Source organism: Nocardioides hungaricus, from assembly GCF_054782915.1.
This window is the reverse complement of the sequence record NZ_BAAGRO010000016.1, coordinates 68,571-90,886: the sequence shown is the minus strand read 5'-3', so window position 1 is coordinate 90,886 and position 22,316 is coordinate 68,571. Positions and strand designations below refer to the sequence as shown.

General features: G+C 71.9%; 21 protein-coding genes. 8 read left to right on the top strand and 13 right to left on the bottom strand.

The window, feature by feature from the left end:
* The first annotated feature begins 5 nt into the window (after positions 1–5).
* Positions 6–1,244 (top strand): M24 family metallopeptidase, encoded by a 1,239-nt coding sequence (locus tag ACYVKX_RS05450; RefSeq protein ID WP_460829656.1) that lies wholly within the window; start codon positions 6–8, stop codon positions 1,242–1,244.
* Between the two features lie 69 nt (positions 1,245–1,313).
* On the top strand, positions 1,314–2,774 hold the full coding sequence (locus ACYVKX_RS05445; protein WP_460829655.1) for an NAD-dependent succinate-semialdehyde dehydrogenase: 1,461 nt from the start codon (positions 1,314–1,316) through the stop codon (positions 2,772–2,774).
* Between the two features lie 39 nt (positions 2,775–2,813).
* Here the strand turns inward: ACYVKX_RS05445 and ACYVKX_RS05440 are convergent, their stop codons facing one another.
* The 10 genes from ACYVKX_RS05440 to ACYVKX_RS05395 all read right to left on the bottom strand — a co-directional run bounded on the left by ACYVKX_RS05440 (position 2,814) and on the right by ACYVKX_RS05395 (position 10,386).
* Complete coding sequence (locus ACYVKX_RS05440) at positions 2,814–3,236, bottom strand: PIN-like domain-containing protein (RefSeq protein ID WP_460829654.1); 423 nt, start codon at positions 3,234–3,236, stop codon at positions 2,814–2,816.
* 5 nt (positions 3,237–3,241) lie between these two features.
* Positions 3,242–3,922, bottom strand: a complete 681-nt coding sequence (locus ACYVKX_RS05435; RefSeq protein WP_460829653.1) for a DUF433 domain-containing protein — start codon at positions 3,920–3,922, stop codon at positions 3,242–3,244.
* 281 nt (positions 3,923–4,203) lie between these two features.
* Positions 4,204–4,875 (bottom strand): fumarylacetoacetate hydrolase family protein, encoded by a 672-nt coding sequence (locus ACYVKX_RS05430; protein ID WP_460829652.1) that lies wholly within the window; start codon positions 4,873–4,875, stop codon positions 4,204–4,206.
* Positions 4,872–5,297, bottom strand: a complete 426-nt coding sequence (locus ACYVKX_RS05425) for a cupin domain-containing protein (RefSeq protein ID WP_460829651.1) — start codon at positions 5,295–5,297, stop codon at positions 4,872–4,874. The genes ACYVKX_RS05430 and ACYVKX_RS05425 overlap by 4 nt, the downstream gene beginning before the upstream one ends.
* Positions 5,294–6,193, bottom strand: a complete 900-nt coding sequence (locus tag ACYVKX_RS05420; protein ID WP_460829650.1) for an NAD(P)-dependent oxidoreductase — start codon at positions 6,191–6,193, stop codon at positions 5,294–5,296. Before ACYVKX_RS05420 ends, ACYVKX_RS05425 begins: the two co-directional genes overlap by 4 nt.
* A complete protein-coding gene (locus ACYVKX_RS05415) occupies positions 6,190–6,759 on the bottom strand; it encodes a carboxymuconolactone decarboxylase family protein (RefSeq protein ID WP_460829648.1) in 570 nt (189 codons plus the stop codon). The genes ACYVKX_RS05420 and ACYVKX_RS05415 overlap by 4 nt, the downstream gene beginning before the upstream one ends.
* Positions 6,760–6,781: 22 nt before the next feature.
* Positions 6,782–8,791 carry a xanthine dehydrogenase family protein molybdopterin-binding subunit gene (locus tag ACYVKX_RS05410; RefSeq protein ID WP_460829646.1) on the bottom strand — a complete coding sequence of 670 codons (2,010 nt, stop codon included), beginning with the start codon at positions 8,789–8,791 and terminating at the stop codon, positions 6,782–6,784.
* The gene (locus tag ACYVKX_RS05405) at positions 8,788–9,240 is read right to left on the bottom strand and encodes a (2Fe-2S)-binding protein (protein WP_460829645.1); all 453 of its coding nucleotides are present in this window, start codon (positions 9,238–9,240) and stop codon (positions 8,788–8,790) included. The genes ACYVKX_RS05410 and ACYVKX_RS05405 overlap by 4 nt, the downstream gene beginning before the upstream one ends.
* Complete coding sequence (locus ACYVKX_RS05400) at positions 9,240–9,881, bottom strand: GntR family transcriptional regulator (protein ID WP_460829644.1); 642 nt, start codon at positions 9,879–9,881, stop codon at positions 9,240–9,242. Before ACYVKX_RS05400 ends, ACYVKX_RS05405 begins: the two co-directional genes overlap by 1 nt.
* Positions 9,874–10,386 carry a VOC family protein gene (locus ACYVKX_RS05395; RefSeq protein ID WP_460829643.1) on the bottom strand — a complete coding sequence of 171 codons (513 nt, stop codon included), beginning with the start codon at positions 10,384–10,386 and terminating at the stop codon, positions 9,874–9,876. Before ACYVKX_RS05395 ends, ACYVKX_RS05400 begins: the two co-directional genes overlap by 8 nt.
* A 135-nt stretch (positions 10,387–10,521) precedes the next feature.
* On the opposite strand from ACYVKX_RS05395, the gene ACYVKX_RS05390 reads away from it, so the two are divergent.
* Together ACYVKX_RS05390 and ACYVKX_RS05385 are read left to right on the top strand one after the other, a co-directional pair.
* On the top strand, positions 10,522–12,702 hold the full coding sequence (locus tag ACYVKX_RS05390) for an alpha-ketoacid dehydrogenase subunit alpha/beta (RefSeq protein ID WP_460829640.1): 2,181 nt from the start codon (positions 10,522–10,524) through the stop codon (positions 12,700–12,702).
* Between the two features lies 1 nt (position 12,703).
* The gene (locus ACYVKX_RS05385; protein ID WP_460829639.1) at positions 12,704–13,918 is read left to right on the top strand and encodes a dihydrolipoamide acetyltransferase family protein; all 1,215 of its coding nucleotides are present in this window, start codon (positions 12,704–12,706) and stop codon (positions 13,916–13,918) included.
* A 21-nt stretch (positions 13,919–13,939) separates the two neighbouring features.
* Here the strand turns inward: ACYVKX_RS05385 and ACYVKX_RS05380 are convergent, their stop codons facing one another.
* On the bottom strand, positions 13,940–15,514 hold the full coding sequence (locus tag ACYVKX_RS05380) for a phytoene desaturase family protein (RefSeq protein ID WP_460829638.1): 1,575 nt from the start codon (positions 15,512–15,514) through the stop codon (positions 13,940–13,942).
* Positions 15,515–15,703: 189 nt separating this feature from the next.
* Here ACYVKX_RS05380 and ACYVKX_RS05375 point away from each other — a divergent pair, with 189 nt between their 5' ends.
* Genes ACYVKX_RS05375 through ACYVKX_RS05360 form a run of 4 tightly spaced genes read left to right on the top strand, consistent with a single transcriptional unit; the run spans position 15,704 to position 20,452 of the window.
* Positions 15,704–16,939, top strand: a complete 1,236-nt coding sequence (locus ACYVKX_RS05375) for an amino acid ABC transporter substrate-binding protein (RefSeq protein ID WP_460829636.1) — start codon at positions 15,704–15,706, stop codon at positions 16,937–16,939.
* On the top strand, positions 16,939–17,823 hold the full coding sequence (locus ACYVKX_RS05370) for a branched-chain amino acid ABC transporter permease (RefSeq protein WP_460829635.1): 885 nt from the start codon (positions 16,939–16,941) through the stop codon (positions 17,821–17,823). The genes ACYVKX_RS05375 and ACYVKX_RS05370 overlap by 1 nt, the downstream gene beginning before the upstream one ends.
* Entirely contained in the window at positions 17,820–19,682 is a 1,863-nt protein-coding gene (locus ACYVKX_RS05365) for a branched-chain amino acid ABC transporter ATP-binding protein/permease (protein WP_460829633.1), read from the top strand. The genes ACYVKX_RS05370 and ACYVKX_RS05365 overlap by 4 nt, the downstream gene beginning before the upstream one ends.
* Positions 19,679–20,452: an ABC transporter ATP-binding protein gene (locus ACYVKX_RS05360; protein ID WP_460829631.1), complete on the top strand. Its 774-nt coding sequence runs from the start codon at positions 19,679–19,681 to the stop codon at positions 20,450–20,452. The genes ACYVKX_RS05365 and ACYVKX_RS05360 overlap by 4 nt, the downstream gene beginning before the upstream one ends.
* A gap of 99 nt (positions 20,453–20,551) precedes the next feature.
* On the opposite strand, the gene ACYVKX_RS05355 is transcribed toward ACYVKX_RS05360, so the two are convergent.
* Both ACYVKX_RS05355 and ACYVKX_RS05350 read right to left on the bottom strand, forming a co-directional pair.
* Positions 20,552–21,493, bottom strand: coding sequence for an oxidoreductase (locus tag ACYVKX_RS05355; protein WP_460829629.1), 942 nt, complete (start codon positions 21,491–21,493; stop codon positions 20,552–20,554).
* Positions 21,490–22,305, bottom strand: coding sequence for a maleylpyruvate isomerase family mycothiol-dependent enzyme (locus ACYVKX_RS05350; RefSeq protein ID WP_460829628.1), 816 nt, complete (start codon positions 22,303–22,305; stop codon positions 21,490–21,492). The genes ACYVKX_RS05355 and ACYVKX_RS05350 overlap by 4 nt, the downstream gene beginning before the upstream one ends.
* Positions 22,306–22,316: the final 11 nt, after the last annotated feature.

Sequence of the window (22,316 nt, the reverse complement as noted above, 5' to 3'; positions counted from 1 at the left end):
GGCCGATGAGCGCGCCCATCCCCGCACCGGGGCACATGGGGGTCGACTACGAGGAGCGGGTCGACTTCGACCGGCTGCGCCGCTACCGGCTCGGCCGGGCGCAGGCCGCCCTGGAGAGCAGCGAGTGCGGCGCGTTCCTGCTGTTCGACTTCTACAACATCCGCTACACCACGCAGACGTGGATCGGGGGCGCGCTCGGCGACAAGATGATCCGCTACGCGCTGCTGGCCCGCGGCAAGGACCCTGTCCTGTGGGACTTCGGGTCCGCGGTGAAGCACCACAAGAAGTACAGCCAGTGGGTCCCGGAGGAGAACTACCGGGCCGGCTTCCTCGGCTTCCGCGGCGCCGTCGCGCCGTCCGTCGGACTCATGGCCGATGCCGTCGCGGAGATCAAGTCGCTGCTCGTCGAGGCGGGGGTCGCGGACCTGCCGGTCGGCATGGACATCGTCGAGCCGCCGTTCCTCCTCGAGATGGAGCACCAGGGGCTGCGCGTCGTCGACGCCCAGCAGTTGATGCTCGACGCCCGGTGCATCAAGAGCCAGGACGAGATCGTCCTGCTCAACCAGGCGGCCGCGATGGTCGACGGCGTCTACCAGGACATCGTGGAGGCGCTCAAGCCCGGCGTCCGGGAGAACCAGATCGTCGCGCTCGCCAACCAGCGCCTCTACGAGATGGGCTCGGACCAGGTCGAGGCCGTCAACGCGATCTCCGGCGAGCGGTGCAACCCGCACCCGCACAACTTCACCGACCGGCTGATCCGCCCGGGCGACCAGGCGTTCTTCGACATCATCCACTCCTTCAACGGCTACCGGACCTGCTACTACCGCACCTTCGCGGTCGGCAGCTCGACCCCGGCCCAGCGCGACGCCTACACGAAGGCGCGCGAGTGGATGGACCGCGGCATCGACGGCATCAAGGCCGGTGTCGGCACCGACGAGGTCGCCGCGTTGCTGCCGGCGGCCGAGGAGTTCGGGTTCGGCAGCGAGATGGAGGCCTTCGGCCTCCAGTTCGCCCACGGCCTCGGCCTCGGCCTGCACGAGCGCCCGATCATCTCCCGGCTCAATTCGATGAAGGAGCCCGTCGAACTCCAGGTCGGCATGGTCTTCGCGCTGGAGACCTACTGCCCCGCCACCGACGGCTTCTCCGCCGCGCGGATCGAGGAGGAGATCGTCCTCACCGAGGACGGCCCCCAGATCCTCACGCTCTTCCCCGCGCAGGAGCTCGTCGTCGCCAACCCGTACTGACAGACGGTGGTTGAGGAGGTTGCGCTAGCAACCGTCTCGAGACCACCGTCGAATGAAAGGCAACAGCAGATGGCTGACTTCTCGCTCGACCAGATCTCCGACCTGCCGCTCGACCTCTGCATCGGCGGCAAGGCGGTGCCCGCCTCCGACGGCGGCCGCTTCGACGTGCTCGACCCGGCCACCGGCGCGGTGCTCACGACCGTCGCCAACGGCACCGTCGACGACGCGCTCGCCTGCGTCGACGCCGCCGAGGCCGCGGCGGCCGGCTGGGCCGCAACCGCGCCGCGCGAGCGCGCCGAGATCCTGCGCCGGGCGTTCGAGCTGATGACCGAGCGGCGCGAGGAGATCGCCCACCTCATCTCGCTGGAGAACGGCAAGGCCCTCCCCGACGCACGCGGCGAGACGGCGTACGCCGCGGAGTTCTTCCGGTGGTACGCCGAGGAGGCGGTGCGCGCGTCCGGCCAGGTCATGACCGCGCCGTCGGGTGCGAACAGGATCGTGGTGCTGCAGCAGCCGGTCGGCATCTGCGTGCTCGTGACGCCGTGGAACTTCCCGGCCGCGATGGCGACCCGCAAGATCGGCCCGGCGCTGGCCGCCGGCTGCACGGTGATCCTCAAGCCCGCCTCGGACACCCCGCTCACCGCGCTGCTGATGGCGAAGATCCTCGAGGACGCCGGCGTCCCGGCCGGCGTCGTCAATGTGCTGCCCGCGCGCCGCTCGGGGGCGGTCGTCTCGGCGATGCTGCACGACCCGCGGGTGCGCAAGCTGTCGTTCACCGGCTCGACCGAGGTCGGCCGGGTGCTGCTCAAGGAGGCCGCCGACCAGGTCGTGAACTGCTCGATGGAGCTCGGCGGCAACGCCCCGTTCCTCGTCCTCGACGACGCCGACCTCGACGCCGCCGTCGACGGCGCGATGGTCGCCAAGATGCGCAACGCCGGCGAGGCCTGCACCGCCGCCAACCGGTTCTACGTGCACGAGTCCGTGGCCGCGGAGTTCTCCCGTCGGCTCGCCGACCGGATGGCCGCGCTGCGCGTCGGCCCCGGCACCTCCGACGACACCGAGGTCGGCCCGCTGGTCAACGAGGAGGCGGCCGTCTCCGTCCACTCGCTGGTCTCCGGGGCGGTCGCTGCCGGCGCGCGCGTGGTGACCGGCGGCAGCCGCCCGGATCGCGAGGGGTTCTACTACGAGCCGACCGTGCTGCTCGACGTACCTCTGGGAGCGGAGATCCTCGGCGAGGAGATCTTCGGCCCGGTCGCCCCGATCATCACCTTCACCGACGAGGCGGACGCGATCGCGATGGCCAACGACACCGAGTACGGCCTGGTCTCCTACGTCTACACCCGCGACCTCGCGCGCGGCCTGCGCGTCAGCGAGCGGCTCGACTCCGGCATGGTCGGCCTCAACCGCGGCCTGGTCTCCGACCCCGCCGCCCCCTTCGGCGGCACCAAGCAGTCCGGCATCGGCCGCGAGGGCGGCCACGAGGGCATGCTCGACTACCTGGAGTCGAAGTACGTCGCCGTCAGCTGGTGAGGCTGGCGGCGTCGCCGCGAGTTCAGCCTGGATCCAGGTTCAGGGTGCCTGCGGCTCGCGGAGCGTCAGCGGCCTGAGTCCCGAGCTGCTGATCGCCAGCGCCCACGGGCCGGCGCCGCGCTTGACGATCTCGCGCCCGAGCCGCTCCTCGTGCCGCAGGAACAGCTCGAGCTGGTCGCGCGGACCCATGTCCTGCTTGGCTCCCAGCCACACCGAACGGATCCCGAGCTCCCAATACGCCCGCAGCTCGGCCGGGCGGGTGCGGATCCTCCGGTCGCGCGTCACGACGACGAGATCGAGGCGGGCGATGACAGGCATCCAGTCCAGATCCGGCGTGCCGACTCGAACCTCAGGCAGAGCGTCGTGGCCTGGATAGACGATGTCGTCGCGTCCTGCGCGGCGCAGCAGCTTGCCCAGGCCCAGCGTGTTCTCGTCGGTGAAGTACACCGGCGCGGGTGCCACCACGATCAGGCGGCGCGATCTGCACCGACGATCAGCTCGAATCGGATCGCCTCATCGACCTGCCCCAGAGTCAGGTCGTACAGGTAGGCGAGCTCGTCGCGGCTGGTCCCCGCCCGGTAGTCCTCGGCCAAGGACTCGGTCCGGACGTTTCGGACCGCCGGCTGCCCGAACGCCCGCCGTGGGTCCATGGCCACGTCGGGTGTGCGCGGATCCGGGCGTAGCAGCCCGGCCACGGGACCGTCGTACTCGACCGCGGAGCGGAACCGCTCGGCTGCCGGGGTGAGCAGGAGCTGCCCGTCACGAACCACGACCAACTGCAACTGCCGATCGAGGCCGACGTCCTCCTGCACGACCCTCACCAGCTCGCGCCCATCCACGTCCAGGAACGGGCGGGCACAGGCCAACGGATGGCGACCGAACTCCTCGCGCAGCCTCACGATGGCTGGACGCATCCGCTGCACCGTCACGTTCCGTGCGCGAAACTCCGCCAGCATCCGGGCCGCGACCATCTCGCCCCACGTGACCACGTCGGAGCCCGTCGGCGCCGGCCGAAGCACCGGGTCGTAGAACCGACCGAGGCGGGTGTAGCCCTCAAGCCACCGCATCGCGGTGCCAGCGTGCAGGCCGACCAGCCGATCCACGTCGGCGTAGGAGTAGATCGCACGATCCAGCAGCGAGTCGGCCATGTCGCCATCCTCGCATCTGGGCCCGTCACCGACCATCCAGTTGGACCGCGAGTGCGGCATGCCGGCCCGGCATCAGGCAAGCTGGCTGCCGGGGCTCCCCATGACTGTGCGGGGGTGTCTGGCGGGAGAGGTCATGCAGGCTGGTAGTCGTCGCGGTGTCTGGGCTTGCCCTGACCGCCATCCCGGCGCAATTGCGCTGTTACGACCGTGCCTGCCGCTCGCCGACTGCCGTTTCGGCGCTGGTCGTGGGGTGACCACCTCGGATGAGACGACCAGCCCGCTCAGTCGGTCGCGACCTCGACCATCCCGAGCGCGCCGGCGTTCGAGACCCACAGCGACCCGTCCTCGACCGGGAGCGGCGGCACCACCGAGCCGGTGATCACGACGTCGCCGGCAGACAGAGCGGCCCCACAGGCGGCGAGGGTGTCGGCCATCGAGGCGAGCACGAAGCCGAGCTCGCCGGTGAGGGCCTCGGGGTCGGCGGTGGCGGCGACCTCCACGCCGTCGCGCAGCACCGAGAACGAGAGCGGCGACGGGAGCGACGACACGGCCGGGCCGAGGAGCACGTGCCGGTGGTAGATGTTGCCGGCCAGGATCTCCTCGATGTCGTCCGGCGGGAACGAGACGTCGGCGAGCTCGATGGCCACCGACCAGCCGCCGACGGCGGCGAGCGCCTCCGAAGGAGAAGCACCCGGACCGATGTCGGCAGCGAGATGCGCGGCGATCTCGGCCTCCAGCATCGGCTTCACCCAGGAGGCGACCGACGCCGACGCGCCCGACGGCAGCAGGCGCGAACGGGTCAGGAAGCCGACCAGCGGCCGGTCGGTCCCCAGCGCGGTAAGAGAAGCGGGGGCGCCGAAGCCGGCCTTCCAGCCGAGCGGGTCGGGGGCGGCGGCCCGAGCCGCCAGCATCCGTTCCGTGCCGCGCCGGATCCGGGGATCGAGAGGGGTCACGACGGGTCGTCGAAGGTCTCGTCCGGGCCGGGCAGGCCGTAGCCGGCCGCGGCCAGCGAGCCGGCGCCGCTCCAGCCCCAGATGAGCAGCACGTCCTCGTCGCCGGTGTTGACGAAGCCGTGGTAGTTGCCGCGCGGGGTGAAGATCACGTCGCCGGCCTGCGACGGCTCGCGCCCGGTGTTCGTGTGGATCTCGCCGCGGCCCGACATCACCACGAGGAACTCGTCGGCGTCGGTGTGCAGGTGCCGGTCGTGGCGGGCGCCCGGCGGCAGCACGGTCCGGCCGACGGTCAGCCCGTCGGACCCGCCGCGCTCGGAGTTGACGAGGTACTGCACCCGCATGTCGACCCAGCCCTCGTCCTCGCGCAGGTTCTGCTCGAGCGGTACGTCGCCGATCGTGGTGCGGAAGGGAGGCTTGGTCACCGGATCACTCCTGCTGCTCGTCGGTACACGTCGGACACGCTGATGAGGAAGTCGCGGTCGGCCAGGTCGCTGCTCCGGGCGGCGCTGAGCATCTCGCTCGCGGCCGAGCAGGTCGGCACCATCGCACCGAGCCGGCGCCCGAGCTCCTGGGCGAGGACCAGGTCCTTCTGCTGGAGCTCGACGTCGGCGTACACGGTGTCGTCCTCGACCAGCAGCGGCGCGCGGTAGCCGATCACCGGCGACGCCACCACGCTCTTGAGCGCCGCGTCGACCACGGCGGCCCGGTCGACGCCGGCCTTCTCGACCAGCGCCACCGCCTCGGCGAACGCCGTCACCGAGACGACCAGCGTCAGGTTGATCGCGACCTTGGTGAGGATGGCGTGGCCGTTGGCGCCGATGTAGGTGACCTTCGGCCCGATGGCGTGCAGCAGCTCCTCGACGTGGTCGTACGCCGCCCGCTCCCCTCCGACCATCACCGACATCTGCCCAGCGGCGAGGGTGGCGGGGCTGCCGGAGACGGGCGTGTCCAGGTAGAACGCCCCGGTCGCGGCGACCTCCTCGGACAGCGCCACGCTCGCGTCGGGGGCGATCGTGCTCAGGTCGGCCCAGACCGTGCCGGGCCGCAGGCCCGCGATCAGGCCGTCGGCGCCGTGCGCGTTCGCCTGGATCGCCGCGGTGTTGGTGAGCATCGTGAAGACCACGTCGCACTGCTCGGCAACACCGCGGGGAGTGTCCGCCCAGCCCATGCCGGCGGCGAGCAGGTCCTCGGCCCTGGCCTTGGTGCGGTTCCAGCCGACGACCGCGTACCCGGCGTCCATCAGACGCTGAGCGATGCCGCTGCCCATAGCGCCCAGGCCGACGAAGCCGACCTTCTCGATCGAGCGCAGCCCGGTCATCGAGCGACCCCAGGGGCCAGACCGGCGGTGGAGTCGATGCCCTCCACGGCGTACTCCTGGTGCCCGATCCCGAGCAGCCGGATCCACGACTGCTGGCCGAAGGTCAGGGCGACGAAGCAGCCCAGCTCGACCAGCTCGGGCTCGGTGAACTGCGCGTGCAGCCGCGACCACAGCGCGTCGAGGTCCTGCTCGCCCCATGCGATCGCCTGGGCGTAGGCCAGCGCGGCCCTCTGGCGCTCGTCGTAGGAGTCGGAGGTCTCGAAGTTCAACAGGTCGTCGGCCTCGTACTCCGGCAGTCCGGCGGTCGAGGAGCGCTGGTTGCCGCAGAACTGGCAGTTCGTCGTCTTGGTGATGTAGAGCCGCGCCAGCTCCTTGACCGCGTGGTCGAGCACGCCCTGGCGGAAGGTCGCGTCCCAGTAGTCGGTGAACGTCATGAAGACGTCGGGACAGTGCGCGCGCACGGCCGACGACTCCGGGCGCGGCGTGCCCTCGCGGGCGCTGCGCTCCATCTCCACGCGCATCTGCGCGGACATCGCGTCCATCGGCACGTAGCTGATCCGGGGCATCACTGCTCTCCTCTTGTCGGGATCACTCCTGGGCCTCGATGGCCCGGACGATGGCGGCGGCGTCGAGCGGCAGGTCCCGCACGCGTACGCCGAGGGCGCGGTGCACCGCGTTGGCGATGGCCGCGGCGGTCGGCCCCTGGGCGGCCTCGCCGGCACCGACCGACGGGGCCGGTGAGTCGACCAGGTGCACGTCGACCAGCGGCGACTCGCGGAAGGTGAGGATCGGGTAGAGCTCCCAGTCCGACGTGGTGATCCGCCGGCGGTCGAAGCGCACCCGCTCCCTCGTGGTCCAGCTGACCGACTGGGTGGCGCCGCCCTCGAGCTGGTTGCGGGCACCGTCGGGGTTCACGACCAGCCCGATGTCGGCGACGACGGTCAGCCGGCGCACCTCCACCGACGACTCGACGCCGACCTCGGCCACCACGGCGCAGTAGGCGCCCTTGTCCTTGTAGCGTGCGAAGCCGAGTCCGCGGCCGGTCTCGTCGGGCAGCGGGTCCGGCCAGCCGGAGCGCCGCGCCGCCTCGGCGACGACATGCCGGGCGCGCTCGTCGGAGAGGTGCGCGAGCCGGAAGTCGACCGGGTCCGCACCCGTCTCGTCGGCCAGCTCGTCGATGAAGCTCTCGATCGCGAACACGTTGAGGTAGGCGCCGAGAGCGCGCATCGCCGAGGTGCGGAACGGGCTGTCCACCCGCCGGTGCCCGGCCACCCGGCGCGGGCCGACGTCGTAGATCGGTACGGCGTTGCGGGTGGTGCCGCCGCCGGCGGCGGGCGGCGGGTCGGTCGAGGGCGGGAGCGCTACGGGCGTCGCGAGGTGCGCGCCGGCCAGCAGGCCCGGAGCGCCCCGGTAGCCGGGCCTCGCCGAGTGCCCGAGGCCCCAGACGTCGTACGACCATCCCTCGATCCGGCCCCCGGCGAGCGTGGCGGAGACGGTCGCGGTCATCGCCGGCGAGAGCGGCCCCCACGTCAGCTCGTCGGGCCGCGTCCAGCGCGCCTGCACCGGGTGGCCGGGCACGGCCCGCGCGAGCAGCACCGCGTCGAACGCGGCGTCGTCGGCGGCGTTGTGCCCGTAGCAGCCGGCGTTCTCGACGTGCTCGACGACGACCGAGTCGGCGTCCGACGAGAGCGCCGAGGCGATCGCGAGCCGCAGCGCGTGGATGCCCTGGCTGTGGCTCCACACGTGCACCGACGGGCCGTCCCACCGCGCCAGCCCGACGCTCGGCGCGATCGAGCCGTGCACCAGCAGGGGCTTGGAGTACGACGCCGTGACGGTGCCCGGGGTCGGCCCCTCGTCGAGCACCTCGATCTCCTCGTGCGGGCCCGCGCGCAGCCAGTCGGCCAGCCCGTCCTCGTCCGGCAGCGTGTCGTCCTCGGACCACGCAGCGTCGCGAGCCAGCTGCTCCAGAGCCCGGTCGACATCGGCCTCGCGCTCGCCGACGACGCCGAGGAACGACCCGTCCCGTACCAGCGTCACGCCCGGCGCCTTCCAGTCCGGGTCGAGCGACGAGAGCCGGGCGCCGGGCGACGGCGGGCGCAGCACCCGGCCGTAGAGCAGCCCGTCGGGCCGCAGGTCGGCCAGGTAGCGCGGCCGGCCCAGCACCTTGTCGGGCAGGTCGAGCCGGGGCGTGCTGCTCCCGACCGCGGCGGGCGTGACGGGGTCCGCGGTCGGGGCAGTGCGGAGGTCCGTCTCGGGGTCGAGGGCGGCGATCCGCCCGATGTACCCCTCCGCGGACGGGTCGGCCAGCGCGCGCACGACGGCACCCACGTGCCGGAGCGCGGGACCGGCCTGCAGCACGGACAGGCTGCCGGCGGTGAGGCCCTCGTCGGGGCCGTTCGTCGTGTGGGCCGCGGCCATGCGGATCTCGTTCAACGGGAGGGCGAGCGCGTCCGCGGCGATCTGCGCGAGCGCGGTCAGGATGCCCTGCCCGAGCTCGACCTTGCCGACGTGCACCTCGACGCCCAGCCCGTCGGAGGCCACCGTCACCCAGGTGCCGAGCCGTGGGTTGTCGACCACGTGTGGCGGCAGGTCGCTCACACCGACTCCCGGGCGGCCAGCACGGCCTCGACGATGCGGCGCTGCGCTCCACACCGGCAGAGGTTGCGGTCGAGGGCCTCGGCGACGCGGTCGGCGTCGGCGTCCGGCTCGTCGCGCAGCAGCGCGGCCGCGCGGACGACGATGCCGGAGATGCAGAACCCGCACTGCGCGGCCTGCCGGTCGAGGATCGCGCGCTGCACCGGGTGCGGATCGCCGTCTCGCGACAGCCCCTCGACGGTCGTCACCGCCTGCCCCGCCACCTGCCACACCGGGGTCTGGCAGGACGGCATCACGGTGCCGTCGACGTCGACGAAGCACGCGCCGCACAGACCCTGCCCGCACCCGAACCGGGTGCCGACCAGGCCGAGCTCGTCGCGCAGCGCCGTCAGGAGCGTGGTGTCGCCGTCGGAGGCGAGGCTCACATCCCTTCCGTTGACAGAGATCTGCATCAGTCGAAGACCTCCGGGTGGTGCGAGAGCTCGATGCGGGTACGCCGGATGTGCCCCTCGAGGAACCGCTCCGCGTCGGAGGCGTCGCGGCGGACCACGGCGTCGAGGATCAGCCGGTGCTCGGCGTTCACGACCCACATCCGGCTCTTGCCGCCGAGCGCGACGTAGGCGCGGCGGTAGGGCTGCGTGGAGTTCCAGAGCCGGGTGACGTTCTGGTTGAGCGGCTCGATCGTGCAGCCGCTGTAGGTGAGCATGTGGAACTCGCGGTCGAGGTCGAGGAACTTCTCGAGGTCCTCGTTGTCCTCGATCCGGCGCTGCACGTCCTCGAGCCGCTCGTGGTCACTCGCGTCGAGGCGCGACAGGCTCTCGGTGAGGGCAAGTGGCTCGAGCCGCTCGCGCATCCGGTAGATCACCTCGACCTCGTGCTGCGTCAGCCGCGGCACCCGGGCGCCCTTGTGCGGCTCGTGCTCGGTCAGCCCCTCCGCCTCGAGCATCCGCAGCGCCTCGCGCACCGGCAGCCGGCTCGCGCCGAGCTTCGCGGCGATGTCCTCCTGGCGGATCCGGTCGCCCGGCTTGAGGTCGCCACCCAGGATGGCCTCGCGGAGGTACGCCGCCACGCGGCTGCTGCTCACGTCAGTCATGGGCCTGATTCTCCCCACGGTGGTCGCGGTCCCAGGCCTTGCCGCCGGGGTAGGAGACCAGCTCGAACTGCATCCCCCACGGGCTCAGGAAGTAGATCCACCGGTTGCCCTCGGCCGGACCCCTGCTGGCGGTCGGGCCGGCGAGCACGCGCACGCCGTTCGCCTCGAGGTGCGTGATCGCGGCGTCCAGGTCGTCGACGTAGAGCGCGACGTGGTGGCCGCCGACGTCGCTGTTGCGCGGGATCGCGTCGCGCTGGTCGGGCGAGGTGTAGTGGAAGACCTCGAACACGGCCTGGTCGCCGCAGCGGAACCACCGGTTCTCGACCATCTCCGCGCGCGGGTGCACGCCCAGGTGGCTGAGCATCCAGTCGTCCTCGTGCCGGAACGGCCCGAGCGAGTAGAGGTACTCGCAGCCGAGTACGTCGACCAGGAACCGGTGCGCCGCGTCCAGGTCGGGCACGGTGAAGCCGATGTGGTCCATCCGGCGCAGGCCCGGCATCGGCATCGACGTACCACCTTTCGGATCCGATTCGACGTCTGGATGCAGCAAAGCACGCCGCGATATGTGGCGTCCACCGGTCCGTGCCTAGATTTTGGATCCAATCGTGTGTCATCGTGCTGCCGAGCGAAGGAGACACTCATGCCCGAGCACCACCCCCTCGCGCCCGCGTCGCCGTGGGTCGAGGTCGTCGCCACCGAGGCCGACTGGGACGCCGCCGAGCCGCACCTGCTGCGCACGATCTACGCGCAGCTGGTCTGGATCCGCGCCTTCGAGCAGTACGTGCTCGACCTGGCCAGCGGCGGCCTGATCCACGGGCCCGCGCACTCGAGCATCGGTCAGGAGGGCGGCGCCGTCGGCTCCGTCCTCGCCCTCACCAGCGAGGACTCGGTCAACGGCTCGCACCGCGGACACCACCAGTTCCTGGCCAAGGCGCTGCACCACGTCGAGCCCAAGGGCCTCGACCCGCTCGAGGCCCCATCGCAGCAGGTGCGCGACGTACTGCTCACGACGCTCGCCGAGATCTGCGGCCTCGACCGCGGCTGGAGCCACGGCCGCGGCGGCTCGATGCACCTGCAGTGGAAGGATGCCGGCGCGATGGGCACCAACGCCATCGTCGGCGGCGGCGTCCCGCAGGCCGCCGGGTTCGCGTGGTCGCACCGGCACTCCGGCGGCGACGCCGTCTCGGTGACCTACTTCGGCGACGGCGCGGTCAACATCGGCTCCACGCTCGAGACCATGAACCTCGCCGCCGCCTGGTCGCTCCCGGTCTGCTTCTTCATCGAGAACAACCAGTACGCCGTCTCCACCTCGGTCCACGAGTCGACCGCCGAGCCGCGCCTCTCCGCGCGCGGCCTCGGCTTCAACATCGCCAGCTGGAAGGTCGACGGCATGGACCCGCTCGCGGTCCACCTCGCGATGACCGAGGCCGTCGAGCACATGCGCCGCGGTCGCGGCCCGACCGTCGTCGAGGCCGACACCTACCGCTTCTTCCACCAGAACGGCGGGTTCGCCGGCAGCGCGTTCGGCTACCGGGAGAAGGAGGAGGAGCGGTCCTGGCGCGAGCGCGACCCGCTGACGCAGACCGCCGCGCATCTCGTGCGCCGCGGCATCATGACCGCCGACGAGACCGCGCAGGCGGTCGCCGCCGCCAAGGCGGTCATGGAGGAGGTCGGCCGCGAGCTGGTCGAGCCGCTGCCCGGCGGCAAGCCCGGCCAGCGCCGGATCAGGCCGGCCGAGTGGCCCGACCCCGACTGGGTCGACGTCGGCGTGCGCGGTGACCTCTCGGAGTTCGACTCCGCGCGCGTGGTCGACCCGGCCGGCTTCGCCGTACCCGTGCAGGAGACGAAGTTCATCGAGTCCGTCGCCGCGGTGATGGGCCGCCGGATGGAGACCGACCCGGGCGTCGTCGTGATGGGCGAGGACGTGCATCGGCTCAACGGCGGGACGAACGGCGCCACCCGCGGCCTGCCCGACCGCTTCCCCGGCCGCATCCTCGGCACCCCGATCAGCGAGAACGCGTTCGCCGGCCTGGCCGGCGGCATCGCGCTCGACGGCCGCTACACGCCGGTGGTCGAGTTCATGTACGCCGACTTCATGTGGGTCGCCGCCGACCAGCTGTTCAACCAGATCGGCAAGGCGCGGCACATGTACGGCGGGGAGTCCGGCGTGCCGCTCGTGCTGAGGAGCAAGGTGGCGATGGGCACCGGCTACGGGTCGCAGCACTCCATGGACCCGGCGGGCGTCTTCGCGACCAACCCGGGCTGGCGGATCGTCGCGCCGTCCACGCCCTACGACTACGTCGGGTTGATGAACGCCGCGCTCGCCTGCCAGGACCCGGTCGTCGTGCTCGAGCACGTCGACCTCTACAACTCGACCGGGCCGGGCCCGGTCGACGACCTCGACTACGTACTGCCGGTCGGCAGGGCGGCCGTGCGCCGACCCGGCAGCGACGTCACCGTCCTGACCTACCTCGGGATGGTGCCGTTCGTGCTGGAGGCGGTCGAGGAGTTCGGCCGGGTCGACGCCGAGGTGATCGACCTGCGCTGGCTGGACCGCGCCAGCATCGACTGGGAGCTGATCGAGGATTCGGTCGCGAAGACCAACCAGGTGCTGATCGCCGAGCAGGGCGCGGTCGGCACGTCGTACGGCGGCTGGCTCGCCGACGAGATCCACCGCCGCTTCTTCGACCTGCTCGACGCGCCGGTCCGCCGGGTCACCGGCGCCGAGGCGTCGCCGAGCATCAGCAGGGTGCTCGAGCGCGCCGCGATCGCCCAGAAGGACGAGGTCATCGCCGAGCTCGCCGAGATCGCGAGGTACTGACGTGCCCACCGTGCTGCGCATGCCCGAGGTCGCCGCCAACGCGACCGAAGCGGTCCTCGCCGACTGGCTGGTCGCCGAGAACGCCGAGTTCGCCGCCGCCGACCCGATCGCGAGCGTCGAGACCGAGAAGGCGGTCGTCGACGTCGAGGCCGAGGCCGCCGGCGTCGTGCTCAGGCGACTGGTGACGCCCGGGTCGCAGGTCGAGGTGGGCGCGCCCATCGCCGTCCTGGGTACGCCGGGCGAGCGGGTCGCCGACCTCGACGCGGTGCTCGCCGAGCTCGGCGTCGCGGTCGAGGCGAACCCCGTCGTGCCCGAGCGGCGCGACGTCCCCGAGCCAACCCCGACGGTGGTCGAGCCTGTCGAGACCACCCGATCCGACGGCCGGGTCTTCGCCAGCCCGCTGGCGCGCAAGCTGGCCAAGGACGGCGGGCTCGCCGTCGAGGACCTGGTCGGCACCGGCCCTCGCGGCCGGATCCTGCGCCGCGACGTCGAGAGGGCGCTGGTCGCTCCGGTGGTCGAGCCTGTCGAGACCCCGGTGGTCGGGCCTGTCGAGACCCCCCACTCCCGCCTGCGCAAGGCGATCGCCTCCCGGCTCACCGAGAGCAAGCAGACCGCGCCGCACTTCTACGTCCGCGCCACGGTGCGCGCCGACGCCCTCGTCGCGCTCCGGGCCGAGGTCAACGACGGCGAGGTGAGGGTGTCCGTCAACGACCTGGTGATCAAGGCCGTCGCGGCCGCCCACCGCGCCGTACCGGAGATGAACGTCGTCTGGACGCCCGACGCGGTCCGCAGCTTCGACACCGTCGACGTCGCCGTCGCGGTCGCCACCGACCGCGGCCTCCTCACGCCGGTCGTCCGCGACGTCACTTCGCTCCCGGTGAGCGCCGTGGCCGAGCGCGTGCGCGACCTCGCCGCGCGTGCTCGTGACGGCAAGCTGAGGCAGGACGAGCTCGAGGGCGGCACCATCAGCGTCACGAACCTGGGGATGTACGGCGTGGAGGAGTTCGCCGCGATCATCAACCCGCCGCACGCCGCGATCCTCGCGGTCGGCGCGGTGCGCGACGAGCCCGTCGTCGAGGACGGCGCGGTCGTGCCCGGGAAGCTGATGACCGTGACGCTGTCGGTCGACCACCGCCCGGTGGACGGCGTCGTCGCCGCCCGCTGGCTCGCCGCCCTCGCCGAGCTGCTGGAGCACCCGGTGCGCATCCTCATCTGAGGACTCGCACCGGGTGCCCGGTCAGCTCGGCCCCATCACCTGCAGCGGGTCGAGGCCGAGCGAGCCGAGCACCGTGCGGGCGGCGTTGCGGCCCGGGCGGCCCGAGACCGAGCCGCCGGGGTGCACGCAGGCGCCGGTGAGGAACAGCCCCGGCACGTCGGTGTCGTAGCGCTGCCAGCCGGCGAAGACCTCGCCGTCGACCAGGAACTCGCCGCCGTGGCAGGAGCCGCCGACGTTCTGCGGGTTGTGCGCGGCGACGTCGAGCGGCGACTCGGTGCGCATCGCCAGGATGTCCGACGCCGCCAGCCCGCCGACGCGCTGCCGCACCAGGCCGACGATGCGGGCGCCGTACTCGTTCTTCTCGTCGGCCCACGACCGGCCGCCGGACAGTGTGTACGGCGCGATGGTGAGGATCTTGAACGTGCCGCCACCGCCGGCGGGGCGGCGCGTCGGGTCCACGGCGGTCTGGTTGACCACGAGCAGCCACGGGTCCTCGGCGTCCCACTCGCCGGCCGCGAACCGGTCGAGGTGGCGCGCGACGCCGTCGGCGGTGCCGAGACCCGCGGCGGCGCTCGTGGTGCCGGCCGGGCCGAACCGCAGGTCGTCGCGGATCGCGGCGTGCACGGCCAGCACGCTCAGCCCCGGCCGCCAGGCGTCGCGCGCCTGCTCGAGGTCGGGCGAGGGGGCGCGGTCCTCGATCATCGCCGGCAGCCCGGTCACGTGCCCTCCGGCGACCACCGCCCGGCTCGCCCGGATGGCCGCGCCGCCGGCCAGCCGGACGCCGGCCGCGCGGTCCTGCGCGGTGAGGACGCCGGTCACCGGCGCGCCGCAGACGACCCGGCCGCCGTGCTTCTCGATGATGCGGATGAGCGCGTCGGGGAGGGCCTGGCTGCCCCCGACCGGCGTGGTCCAGCCGAAGTCGAGCCGGCCGGCGGCCAGCGACGACGGCAGGAAGCCGGTGCCCGCTCGCCGCGGGTCCTGGATCGTGGCCATGGCCAGCCAGAGCATGAAGGAGCGCACGACCGGGTGGGAGAACCTCTCGTGGACGACGTCCCACGCGCTGCGCCGCCGGAGGTCGAGGTAGCGTCGCGAGACCTCGTCGTCGGGCTGCGGCAGGTGGGAGCTCCACCGGCCGTGCGCCGCGGCGAGCCCGCCGCGCCACTCGCCGATCAGCCGCTCGAACGCCCGCGCGTCGTCCGACGACCACCGCGCCAGCTCGGCCGCGGTCGCCTCGAGGTCGCGGTGCATGACCAGCAGCTCGCCGTCCTCCTGGGGGAGTACGACGGCCGGGTCGGTCGCGAGGTACTCGAGGCCGTGGTCCGCGAGTAGGCCGAGCTCGTCGTCCCGGATCAGGGGGTTGTTCTGGATGAGCACGTGCGCGCTGCTGCACGAATCGTGGGCGAAGCCGGGCAGCGTCAGCTCCTCGGTGCGGGTGTTGCCGCCGGGCTGGTCGTTCGCCTCGACCACGACCACCTCGAGCCCGGCCCGGGCGAGGTAGGCCGCGGCGACCAACGAGTTGTGGCCGGCACCGACCACCACGACCTCGGCCTCGTCCGGGAGGTCGTCGGCGCGAGCTACCGTGCTCAGAGGGGTCACGCGGCGAGGGTCCCACCTGCCACAACCGTTTGCAAGAGCCGACCGGTCCAGCTCGGCACGGCGGCGTCGCCGTTCTCGCCCGGGAATGCGGGTTTTCGGCGCAGGTGCTTGACAGATTGTGGCCTCGTTCACAAGACTGCGAAGGCCGCAATCGATTGCGACAATCCATGGCAGTACCGAGGAGGAAGAATGTCCCACGTTTCACGCCGCCGGGGCCTGGGCGCCCTGGCTCTGACGGGGGTGCTGGCGCTCGGCCTGGCTGCTTGTGGTGGTGACGACTCCGGTGGTGGTGGCGGTGCCGACGGCCCGATCACGATCGGCACGTCGCTCCCGCTGACCGGCGAGTTCTCCCAGCCCGGGCAGGCAGCCCAGGAGGGCTACCAGATCTGGCAGCAGATGGTGAACGACAGCGGCGGCCTGCTGGGCCGCGACGTCGAGCTCGTCGTGAAGGACGACGCGTCCAACCAGAACACGATCGTCGCCGACTACAACGCGCTGATCAGCCAGGAGAAGGTGGATCTCCTCCTCGGGACCTTCTCCTCGCTGCTGAACCTGCCGGCGTCGGCGGTCGCCGAGAAGAACCAGATGGTCTACATCGAGCCGGCCGGCGGGTCGCCGGAGATGTTCACCCGCGGCTTCAAGTACCTCTTCTTCTCCCAGCAGGCCACCGCGGACAAGCAGGGCAAGCTGTTCACCGAGTGGGTTGCCAGCCTGCCCGAGGACCAGCGGCCGAAGACCGCGGCCTACCCCACGCTGGACGACCCGTTCGCCGCGCCGGTCGTCGAGGGCGCCCGCGCCGCGCTCGAGGCCGCCGGGGTCAAGACGGTCTACCAGGAGACCTACGCGATCGACACCAAGAACTTCGACACGATCGTCAGTGCGATGAAGAGCAAGAACCCCGACCTTGTCTTCCAGGGCGCGCAGTTCGAGGACGGCATCGGCCTGACCCGCTCCATGCTCAAGGCTGGGTTCAAGCCCGACATGTTCTTCCAGACCAATGCGCCCTCGTTCGGCGACCAGTACTCCCAGGGCATCGGTGCGGAGAACACCGAGGGCGTCTTCTACGCGGTCAGCCACTCTCCCGCGGCCGGCACCCCCGGGAACGCCGAGTTCGTGAAGGCCTACCAGGACAAGTTCGGCGGGCTCCCACCCGAGGACGCCGCCGACGCGTACGCCTCCGGCCAGGTGCTCCAGGCCGCGGTCGAGGCGGTCGGCAGCATCGACGACCAGGGTGCCCTGGCCGACTGGCTGCGCGCGAACAAGGTCGAGACCATCCTCGGTCCGCTGTCGTGGGACGACACCGGTGCCCCCACCGGTGACTTCCTGATCGGCCAATGGCAGGGAGGCAAGGCGCAGATCGTGCTGCCCGAGGCGGCCTCCACCGCCACGATCACGCGCGAGTGGCTGCCGGGCGGCGCCGGCTGATGACCGAGTTGCTCCAGACTCTCCTCCTGGGTCTGCTGCTGGGTGGCGTGTACGCCCTGGCGTCGAGCGGGCTGACCCTGATCTTCGGCGTGATGCGGGTGATCAACATCGCGCACGGTGCCTTCCTGATCCTGGGAGCCTTCGTCACCTACTGGCTGTGGGACTCCTTCGGGGTGGACCCGCTGCTCGCCACCGTGCTCACGACCCCGATCGTGTTCGTGCTCGGGTGGGTCACCTACAGCGTGGTGGTCTCGCCGGTCCGCAGCGCGCCGATGGCCTCGACGGTCCTGCTGACCTTCGGACTCGCGCTGGTGCTGGAGGGAGCGATGGGGGAGATCTGGGGCAACAACTCGACCTCGATCAGGCCGTCCTACGGCGATCAGTCCTTCACGATCGGCGGGCTGTTCCTGCCGAAGGCCCAGGTGTTCGGCGGCCTGATCGCGGTGGTGGTCCTCGGGCTGCTCTGGGTGGTGCTGACCAAGACCTGGCTGGGCCGGGCGATCCGTGCGGCGGCGACCAACCCGGCGTCCGCCGAGCTCGTCGGCATCAAGGTCGCATCCGTCGCCGCGCTCGTGTTCGGGATCGGCATCGCGGCCGCCGGTGCGGGTGGCGCGATCACCGGCGTGCTCTACCCGTTCGTACCCGGCTCGCACTACCAGTGGATCGCCCGATTGCTGGCGATCGTGGTGCTCGGCGGTCTGGGCAGCCTGAACGGCGCCGTGCTCGGCGCCTTGATGTTCGGCATCGCCGAGACCCTGACGGCGGCGTACGTCTCGCCGGCCTGGGCGACGGCGGTTCCGTACATGATCGTGTTCGCCGTCCTGCTGATCCGGCCGCAGGGCCTCCTCGGCACCCGACTCCGAGAGGACGCAGTAGCAGCATGAGCTCCACCTCCACCGCCGAGGGCGCCAGCCGGAGCCCGTGGTCCCGGGTCCAGCCGATCTGGGTGGGTCGTGCGATCGCACTCGCGGCGGCCGTCCTGCTCGTCGTCTACCCGCTGGTCAGCGACGACCTCTACTACCAGAACATGATCATCCTGTCGCTGGTCTTCGCGATCGGCGCCAGCGGGCTGAGCATCATCTCCGGGTTCGCCGGCTACATCTCGCTGGGTCAGGGAGCGTTCATCGGTCTCGGGGGCTACACGATCGGCGTGCTCGCCACCAGGCTGCCCGACAACAACGTCTGGCTCTGGGTGCCGCTCGCGGGCGCCGTCGCGGCGGTGGTCGCGCTCGTTCTCGGCTTCGTCTCGCTGCGCTCGCGCGGTCCGGCGTTCGTGATCATCACCGTCGCGTTCCTCTTCCTCGTGCAGGTGATCGCGATCAACTGGGCGTCGCTCACCAACGGCACGGCCGGCCTGACCCTCCCGCTGCCCACCTGGGACCGCGACATCGCGAACTGGCCCTTCTACTACGCCCTGCTCGGGCTGCTCGGGCTCCAGGTCCTGATGACCTGGTGGATCCGGCGGACCAAGCTCGGCATGGGCCTGATCGCGATCCGGGAGGACGAGACCAAGGCCGCGACGATCGGCATCAGCCTGCCGTCCCAGAAGATCATCGCGTTCATGGCGAGTGCCCTGTTCGTCGGCATGGCGGGCGCGGTGTACGGCTACTACCTGACGTTCATCGACCCCCGCGGCATGTTCAGCATCCTGCTCAGCGTGCAGCTCGTGCTGTCGATGCTCATCGGCGGCAAAGCCACGCTGTGGGGGCCGGTGCTCGGCGCATTCTTCATCGAGTGGCTCAACGAGACCGCGAACAACAGCTGGGGCGGCGGCAACACCCGGCTGTTCCTGTTCGGCGGCCTGCTCGTCGCGGTGGTGATCTTCCTGCCGCAGGGCATCCTGCCGGCCGTCGAGTCCGGCCTGGCCCGGCTGCGCACGCGTGGCAGGGCCGGCCTGGTGGGTGCCCGCATCGGCACCGGCGGCAGCCTCGCCTCCCTGACCGACCGGATCCAGGTCGTCGACCGCAGCGAGCTCCCCGACCGGCCGATCCTCGAGGTGAGGGATCTCAAGAAGCACTTCGGCGGCGTCCGGGCCGTCGACGGCGCGTCCTTCGCCGTACCGGAGGGCTCGATCACCGGCCTGATCGGGCCGAACGGCTCGGGCAAGACCACGATCTTCAACCTCATCGACGACACCATCAGCGCCGACGCGGGGGAGATCCGGCTCGACGGGCACCGCATCGACGGCCTGCCGTCGTGGGAGCGGGCGCACCGCGGCCTGGGCCGCACCTTCCAGATCACCCGGCTCTTCCGGGAGATGACCGTGCTCGAGAACGTCGTCGCCGTGCAGCGCACCTTCTCGGTCGGCCAGCTCGGCCGGATCGCGGTGAGCGGCGCCGAGGCGCGGGCGGCCGACGAGCTGCTCGAGTACGTCGGCATGCGGGCCTTCCGCGACCAGAAGGCGCACGCTCTGTCCTACGGCCAGCAGAAGCTGGTCGAGCTCGCGCAGATCCTGATGCTGGACCCGAAGGTGATCCTCCTCGACGAGCCGGCCGGCGGCATCAACCCGGTCCTCATCGAGCGGATGGGTGAGATGATCCGCGAGCTCAACTCCTACGGCAAGACGTTCCTGCTCGTCGAGCACAACATGCCGTTCGTGCTCGGGCTCTGCGACCCGATCCACGTGCTGGCGCGAGGCCGGAAGATGGCGTCGGGCACGCCCGAGGAGATCCAGCGCGACCCCGCCGTCATCGATGCCTACCTGGGCGACGACTTCGTCCTCGAGGAGAGGGTGGAAGCATGACCGAGCCGATGCTCGAGTTGCAGGGCGTCGTGGCCGGGTACGGCGGCGGCGACGTGCTCCAGGGGGTCGACATCACCGTCGCCTCGGGGTCGGTCGCCTGCATCGTCGGCCCGAACGGCGCCGGCAAGTCGACGGTCCTCAGGACGGTCAGTGGGCTGCTGACCCCCCGGCTGGGCGAGGTGCACCTTCAGGGCGAGCCGATCCACAGGGCCTCGGCGGCGGAGATCCTCGAGCGCGGCATCTCGCAGGTGCCGCAGTCGAACGCCCTGTTCCCGACGATGTCGGTGCGGGAGAACGTGCTGCTCGGCGCCTACATCATCCGGCGCAAGAAGGCGCTGGTGGCCGAGCGCTTCGACCAGGTGGCCGCGCTCTTCCCGATCGTCGCGGACCGCTGCAACGACAACGCCGGCAACCTCTCGGGCGGCCAGCGCCGGATGGTGGAGTTCGCCCGCTCGCTGATGCTCGACCCGGTGCTGCTGCTCCTCGACGAGCCGTCGCTCGGCCTCGACCCGAAGGCGCTGCAGACGCTCTACGACTCGGTGATGGTGCTCCGCGACAGCGGCAAGACCATCCTCATCGTCGAGCAGAACGTCCGGTTCGGCATGAAGATGGCGACCGACGGCATCGTGATGGAGTCCGGCAAGGTCGTCACCCAGCGCGACGCCGCGTCGATCGTCTCCGATCCCCACCTGGCCCAGATGTACTTCGGCGGCACCGTCGCGCCGGTCGAGGGCGAGGTCACCCCGGACGTGCCGGTCGTCGGCGGCTGAGGTGGCCGCCCGGTCATCTCTCGTCGAGACACCAGAAACGGCCCTTGATCTGCCCTTCTGAGGGCCGTTCTGGGTGTCTCGACGGTCCACGGACCCACGTCAGGGGTAGCGGATGCCGGTGGCCTCCTCGCTGAGCTGCCAGAGCCGGCGCTGGGCGGTCTCGTCGTGGGACAGCCTGTTCGACGTGGTCACCCGCGGCCGCCCACCCCACTCGAGGAAGCCGTCGGGCCCGACGTACGACGCGCCCGGCAGGGCGGCGGTCGCCGCCATCAGCGTCGGCCATGCCCCCTGGGACGCGGTGTTGGGCGAGACCGCCTTGATCGCGGCGTCCAGGATCGAGGCGCGGCCGCCGGCGGCCCGCCCGTACTGCCCGTTCGCGGCCAGGTGGGTCGCCGCGAAACCCGGGTGCGCGGCCAGCGCCCGCACCGGCAGCCCGGCCCGGCGGCAGCGGCGCTCGAGCTCGTAGGTGAAGAGCAGGTTCGCGAGCTTGGACTGCCCGTAGACCGGCCAGCGCTGGTAGCGCCCGTGCTGCGCCCGCGGGTCGCCCAGCGGCGCCTTCCGCGCCACCCGGTGCATCTGGGACGAGACCGTCACCACGGTCGCGTCCTCGCTGGCGACCAGCTGCGGCAACAGCAGGCCGGTGAGCAGGAACGGGCCGAAGTGGTTCGTCGCCAGCTGCAGCTCGAGGCCGTCGGGCGTGCGGCGGTACGGCGTGCCCATCACGCCCGCGTTGTTCACCAGCACGTCGATCGGGCCCAGGCCCGCGGCCTCGGCCGCCGCCCGGCGTACCGACCCGAGGTCGGAGAGGTCGACCACCAGCGATTCCAGCGACGCCGAGGGCACCTCGGTCAGGATCGCGGCCCGCGTTTCGGCGACCCGCTCCGCGCGCCGCCCGGCGAGCACGACGCGCGCGCCCCGGCGGGCCAGCTCGAGCGCGGTGAACTGCCCGAGCCCGCCGACGGTCGTGCCGGTGACGAGGACCGTGCGGCCCTCCTGGGCCGGGATGTCGGCCGGCTCCCAGCGGTCGGTCGCGGCCCTCACGGGGTCGTGGCCAGGGCGTCGAGGAGGCGCTGCCCGAGGTCCTGGTCGCCCTCGACCCGCACCGTGCCCGGCACCGGCTCGCACCGGCCGCCCGCCAGGCGGATGAACGCCTCGCGGTCCATCCGCAGCCGCACCGTCGGCTCGTCGGGTACGCCGCCCAGCCGCTCGCCCCGGCCGGAGTCATCGACCGCGTACGCGAACGGCGCGCTGCCCTCCATCTCCAGCACTGCGGCCGTGCCGGCCGGAGCGCCGAGCCGCTTGGCGAGCACGTAGCCGAGGCTCTCGGCGAGGTACTCGGCCGTGTGCCTCGCCGCAGGCGAGTCCATGCCGCCCGGCCGGTCGGCCGCGCGGCGTACGTCCTGCTCGTGCATCCACACGTCGAGCGGGCGGTTGCGCAGCAGCGTGCGCCAGTCCCACGGCACGCCGCCGAAGATCGGCTCCGGTCTCGCGGACGCGTCGGTCGGCGGGTCGGCCAGCAGCGCGGTATGCCGCGCCGTGGCGGCGGCACGGATCTCGTTGATGATCGCGTCCGGGCTGGCGTCGCGGCGGTTGAGCACGCCGACCTCGGTGTAGAGGCCCATTGGCCCCGTCACATGGCCGGGCTCGCCGACGTCGGCGGTCTCCTCGGGCGCGCCGGCGAGGATGCCCTCGAGGTGGGCGATGTGCGAGGCGACCGCCTTCACGTCCCAGCCCGGCAGGTCGGTCGGGGCGGCCCACTCCGACTCGTCGAGCTCCTCGAGGAGCTCGGTGAAGTCGTTGACCGCCTGCCACCAGACGTCGACGTACTCGCTCAGCAGCTGCTGGTCGCTCATGCCCTCGAGCC

What these genes read in the sequence shown, in the direction of transcription:
- ACYVKX_RS05450 (WP_460829656.1), top strand. Translation starts at nt 6, where the DNA reads ATGAGCGCGCCCATCCCCGCACCGGGGCACATGGGGGTCGACTACGAG.
- ACYVKX_RS05445 (WP_460829655.1), top strand. Translation starts at nt 1,314, where the DNA reads ATGGCTGACTTCTCGCTCGACCAGATCTCCGACCTGCCGCTCGACCTC.
- ACYVKX_RS05435 (WP_460829653.1), bottom strand. Translation starts at nt 3,922, where the DNA reads ATGGCCGACTCGCTGCTGGATCGTGCGATCTACTCCTACGCCGACGTG.
- ACYVKX_RS05420 (WP_460829650.1), bottom strand. Translation starts at nt 6,193, where the DNA reads ATGACCGGGCTGCGCTCGATCGAGAAGGTCGGCTTCGTCGGCCTGGGC.
- ACYVKX_RS05415 (WP_460829648.1), bottom strand. Translation starts at nt 6,759, where the DNA reads ATGCCCCGGATCAGCTACGTGCCGATGGACGCGATGTCCGCGCAGATG.
- ACYVKX_RS05405 (WP_460829645.1), bottom strand. Translation starts at nt 9,240, where the DNA reads ATGCAGATCTCTGTCAACGGAAGGGATGTGAGCCTCGCCTCCGACGGC.
- ACYVKX_RS05400 (WP_460829644.1), bottom strand. Translation starts at nt 9,881, where the DNA reads ATGACTGACGTGAGCAGCAGCCGCGTGGCGGCGTACCTCCGCGAGGCC.
- ACYVKX_RS05395 (WP_460829643.1), bottom strand. Translation starts at nt 10,386, where the DNA reads ATGCCGATGCCGGGCCTGCGCCGGATGGACCACATCGGCTTCACCGTG.
- ACYVKX_RS05390 (WP_460829640.1), top strand. Translation starts at nt 10,522, where the DNA reads ATGCCCGAGCACCACCCCCTCGCGCCCGCGTCGCCGTGGGTCGAGGTC.
- ACYVKX_RS05375 (WP_460829636.1), top strand. Translation starts at nt 15,704, where the DNA reads ATGTCCCACGTTTCACGCCGCCGGGGCCTGGGCGCCCTGGCTCTGACG.
- ACYVKX_RS05370 (WP_460829635.1), top strand. Translation starts at nt 16,939, where the DNA reads ATGACCGAGTTGCTCCAGACTCTCCTCCTGGGTCTGCTGCTGGGTGGC.
- ACYVKX_RS05365 (WP_460829633.1), top strand. Translation starts at nt 17,820, where the DNA reads ATGAGCTCCACCTCCACCGCCGAGGGCGCCAGCCGGAGCCCGTGGTCC.
- ACYVKX_RS05360 (WP_460829631.1), top strand. Translation starts at nt 19,679, where the DNA reads ATGACCGAGCCGATGCTCGAGTTGCAGGGCGTCGTGGCCGGGTACGGC.
- ACYVKX_RS05350 (WP_460829628.1), bottom strand. Translation starts at nt 22,305, where the DNA reads ATGAGCGACCAGCAGCTGCTGAGCGAGTACGTCGACGTCTGGTGGCAG.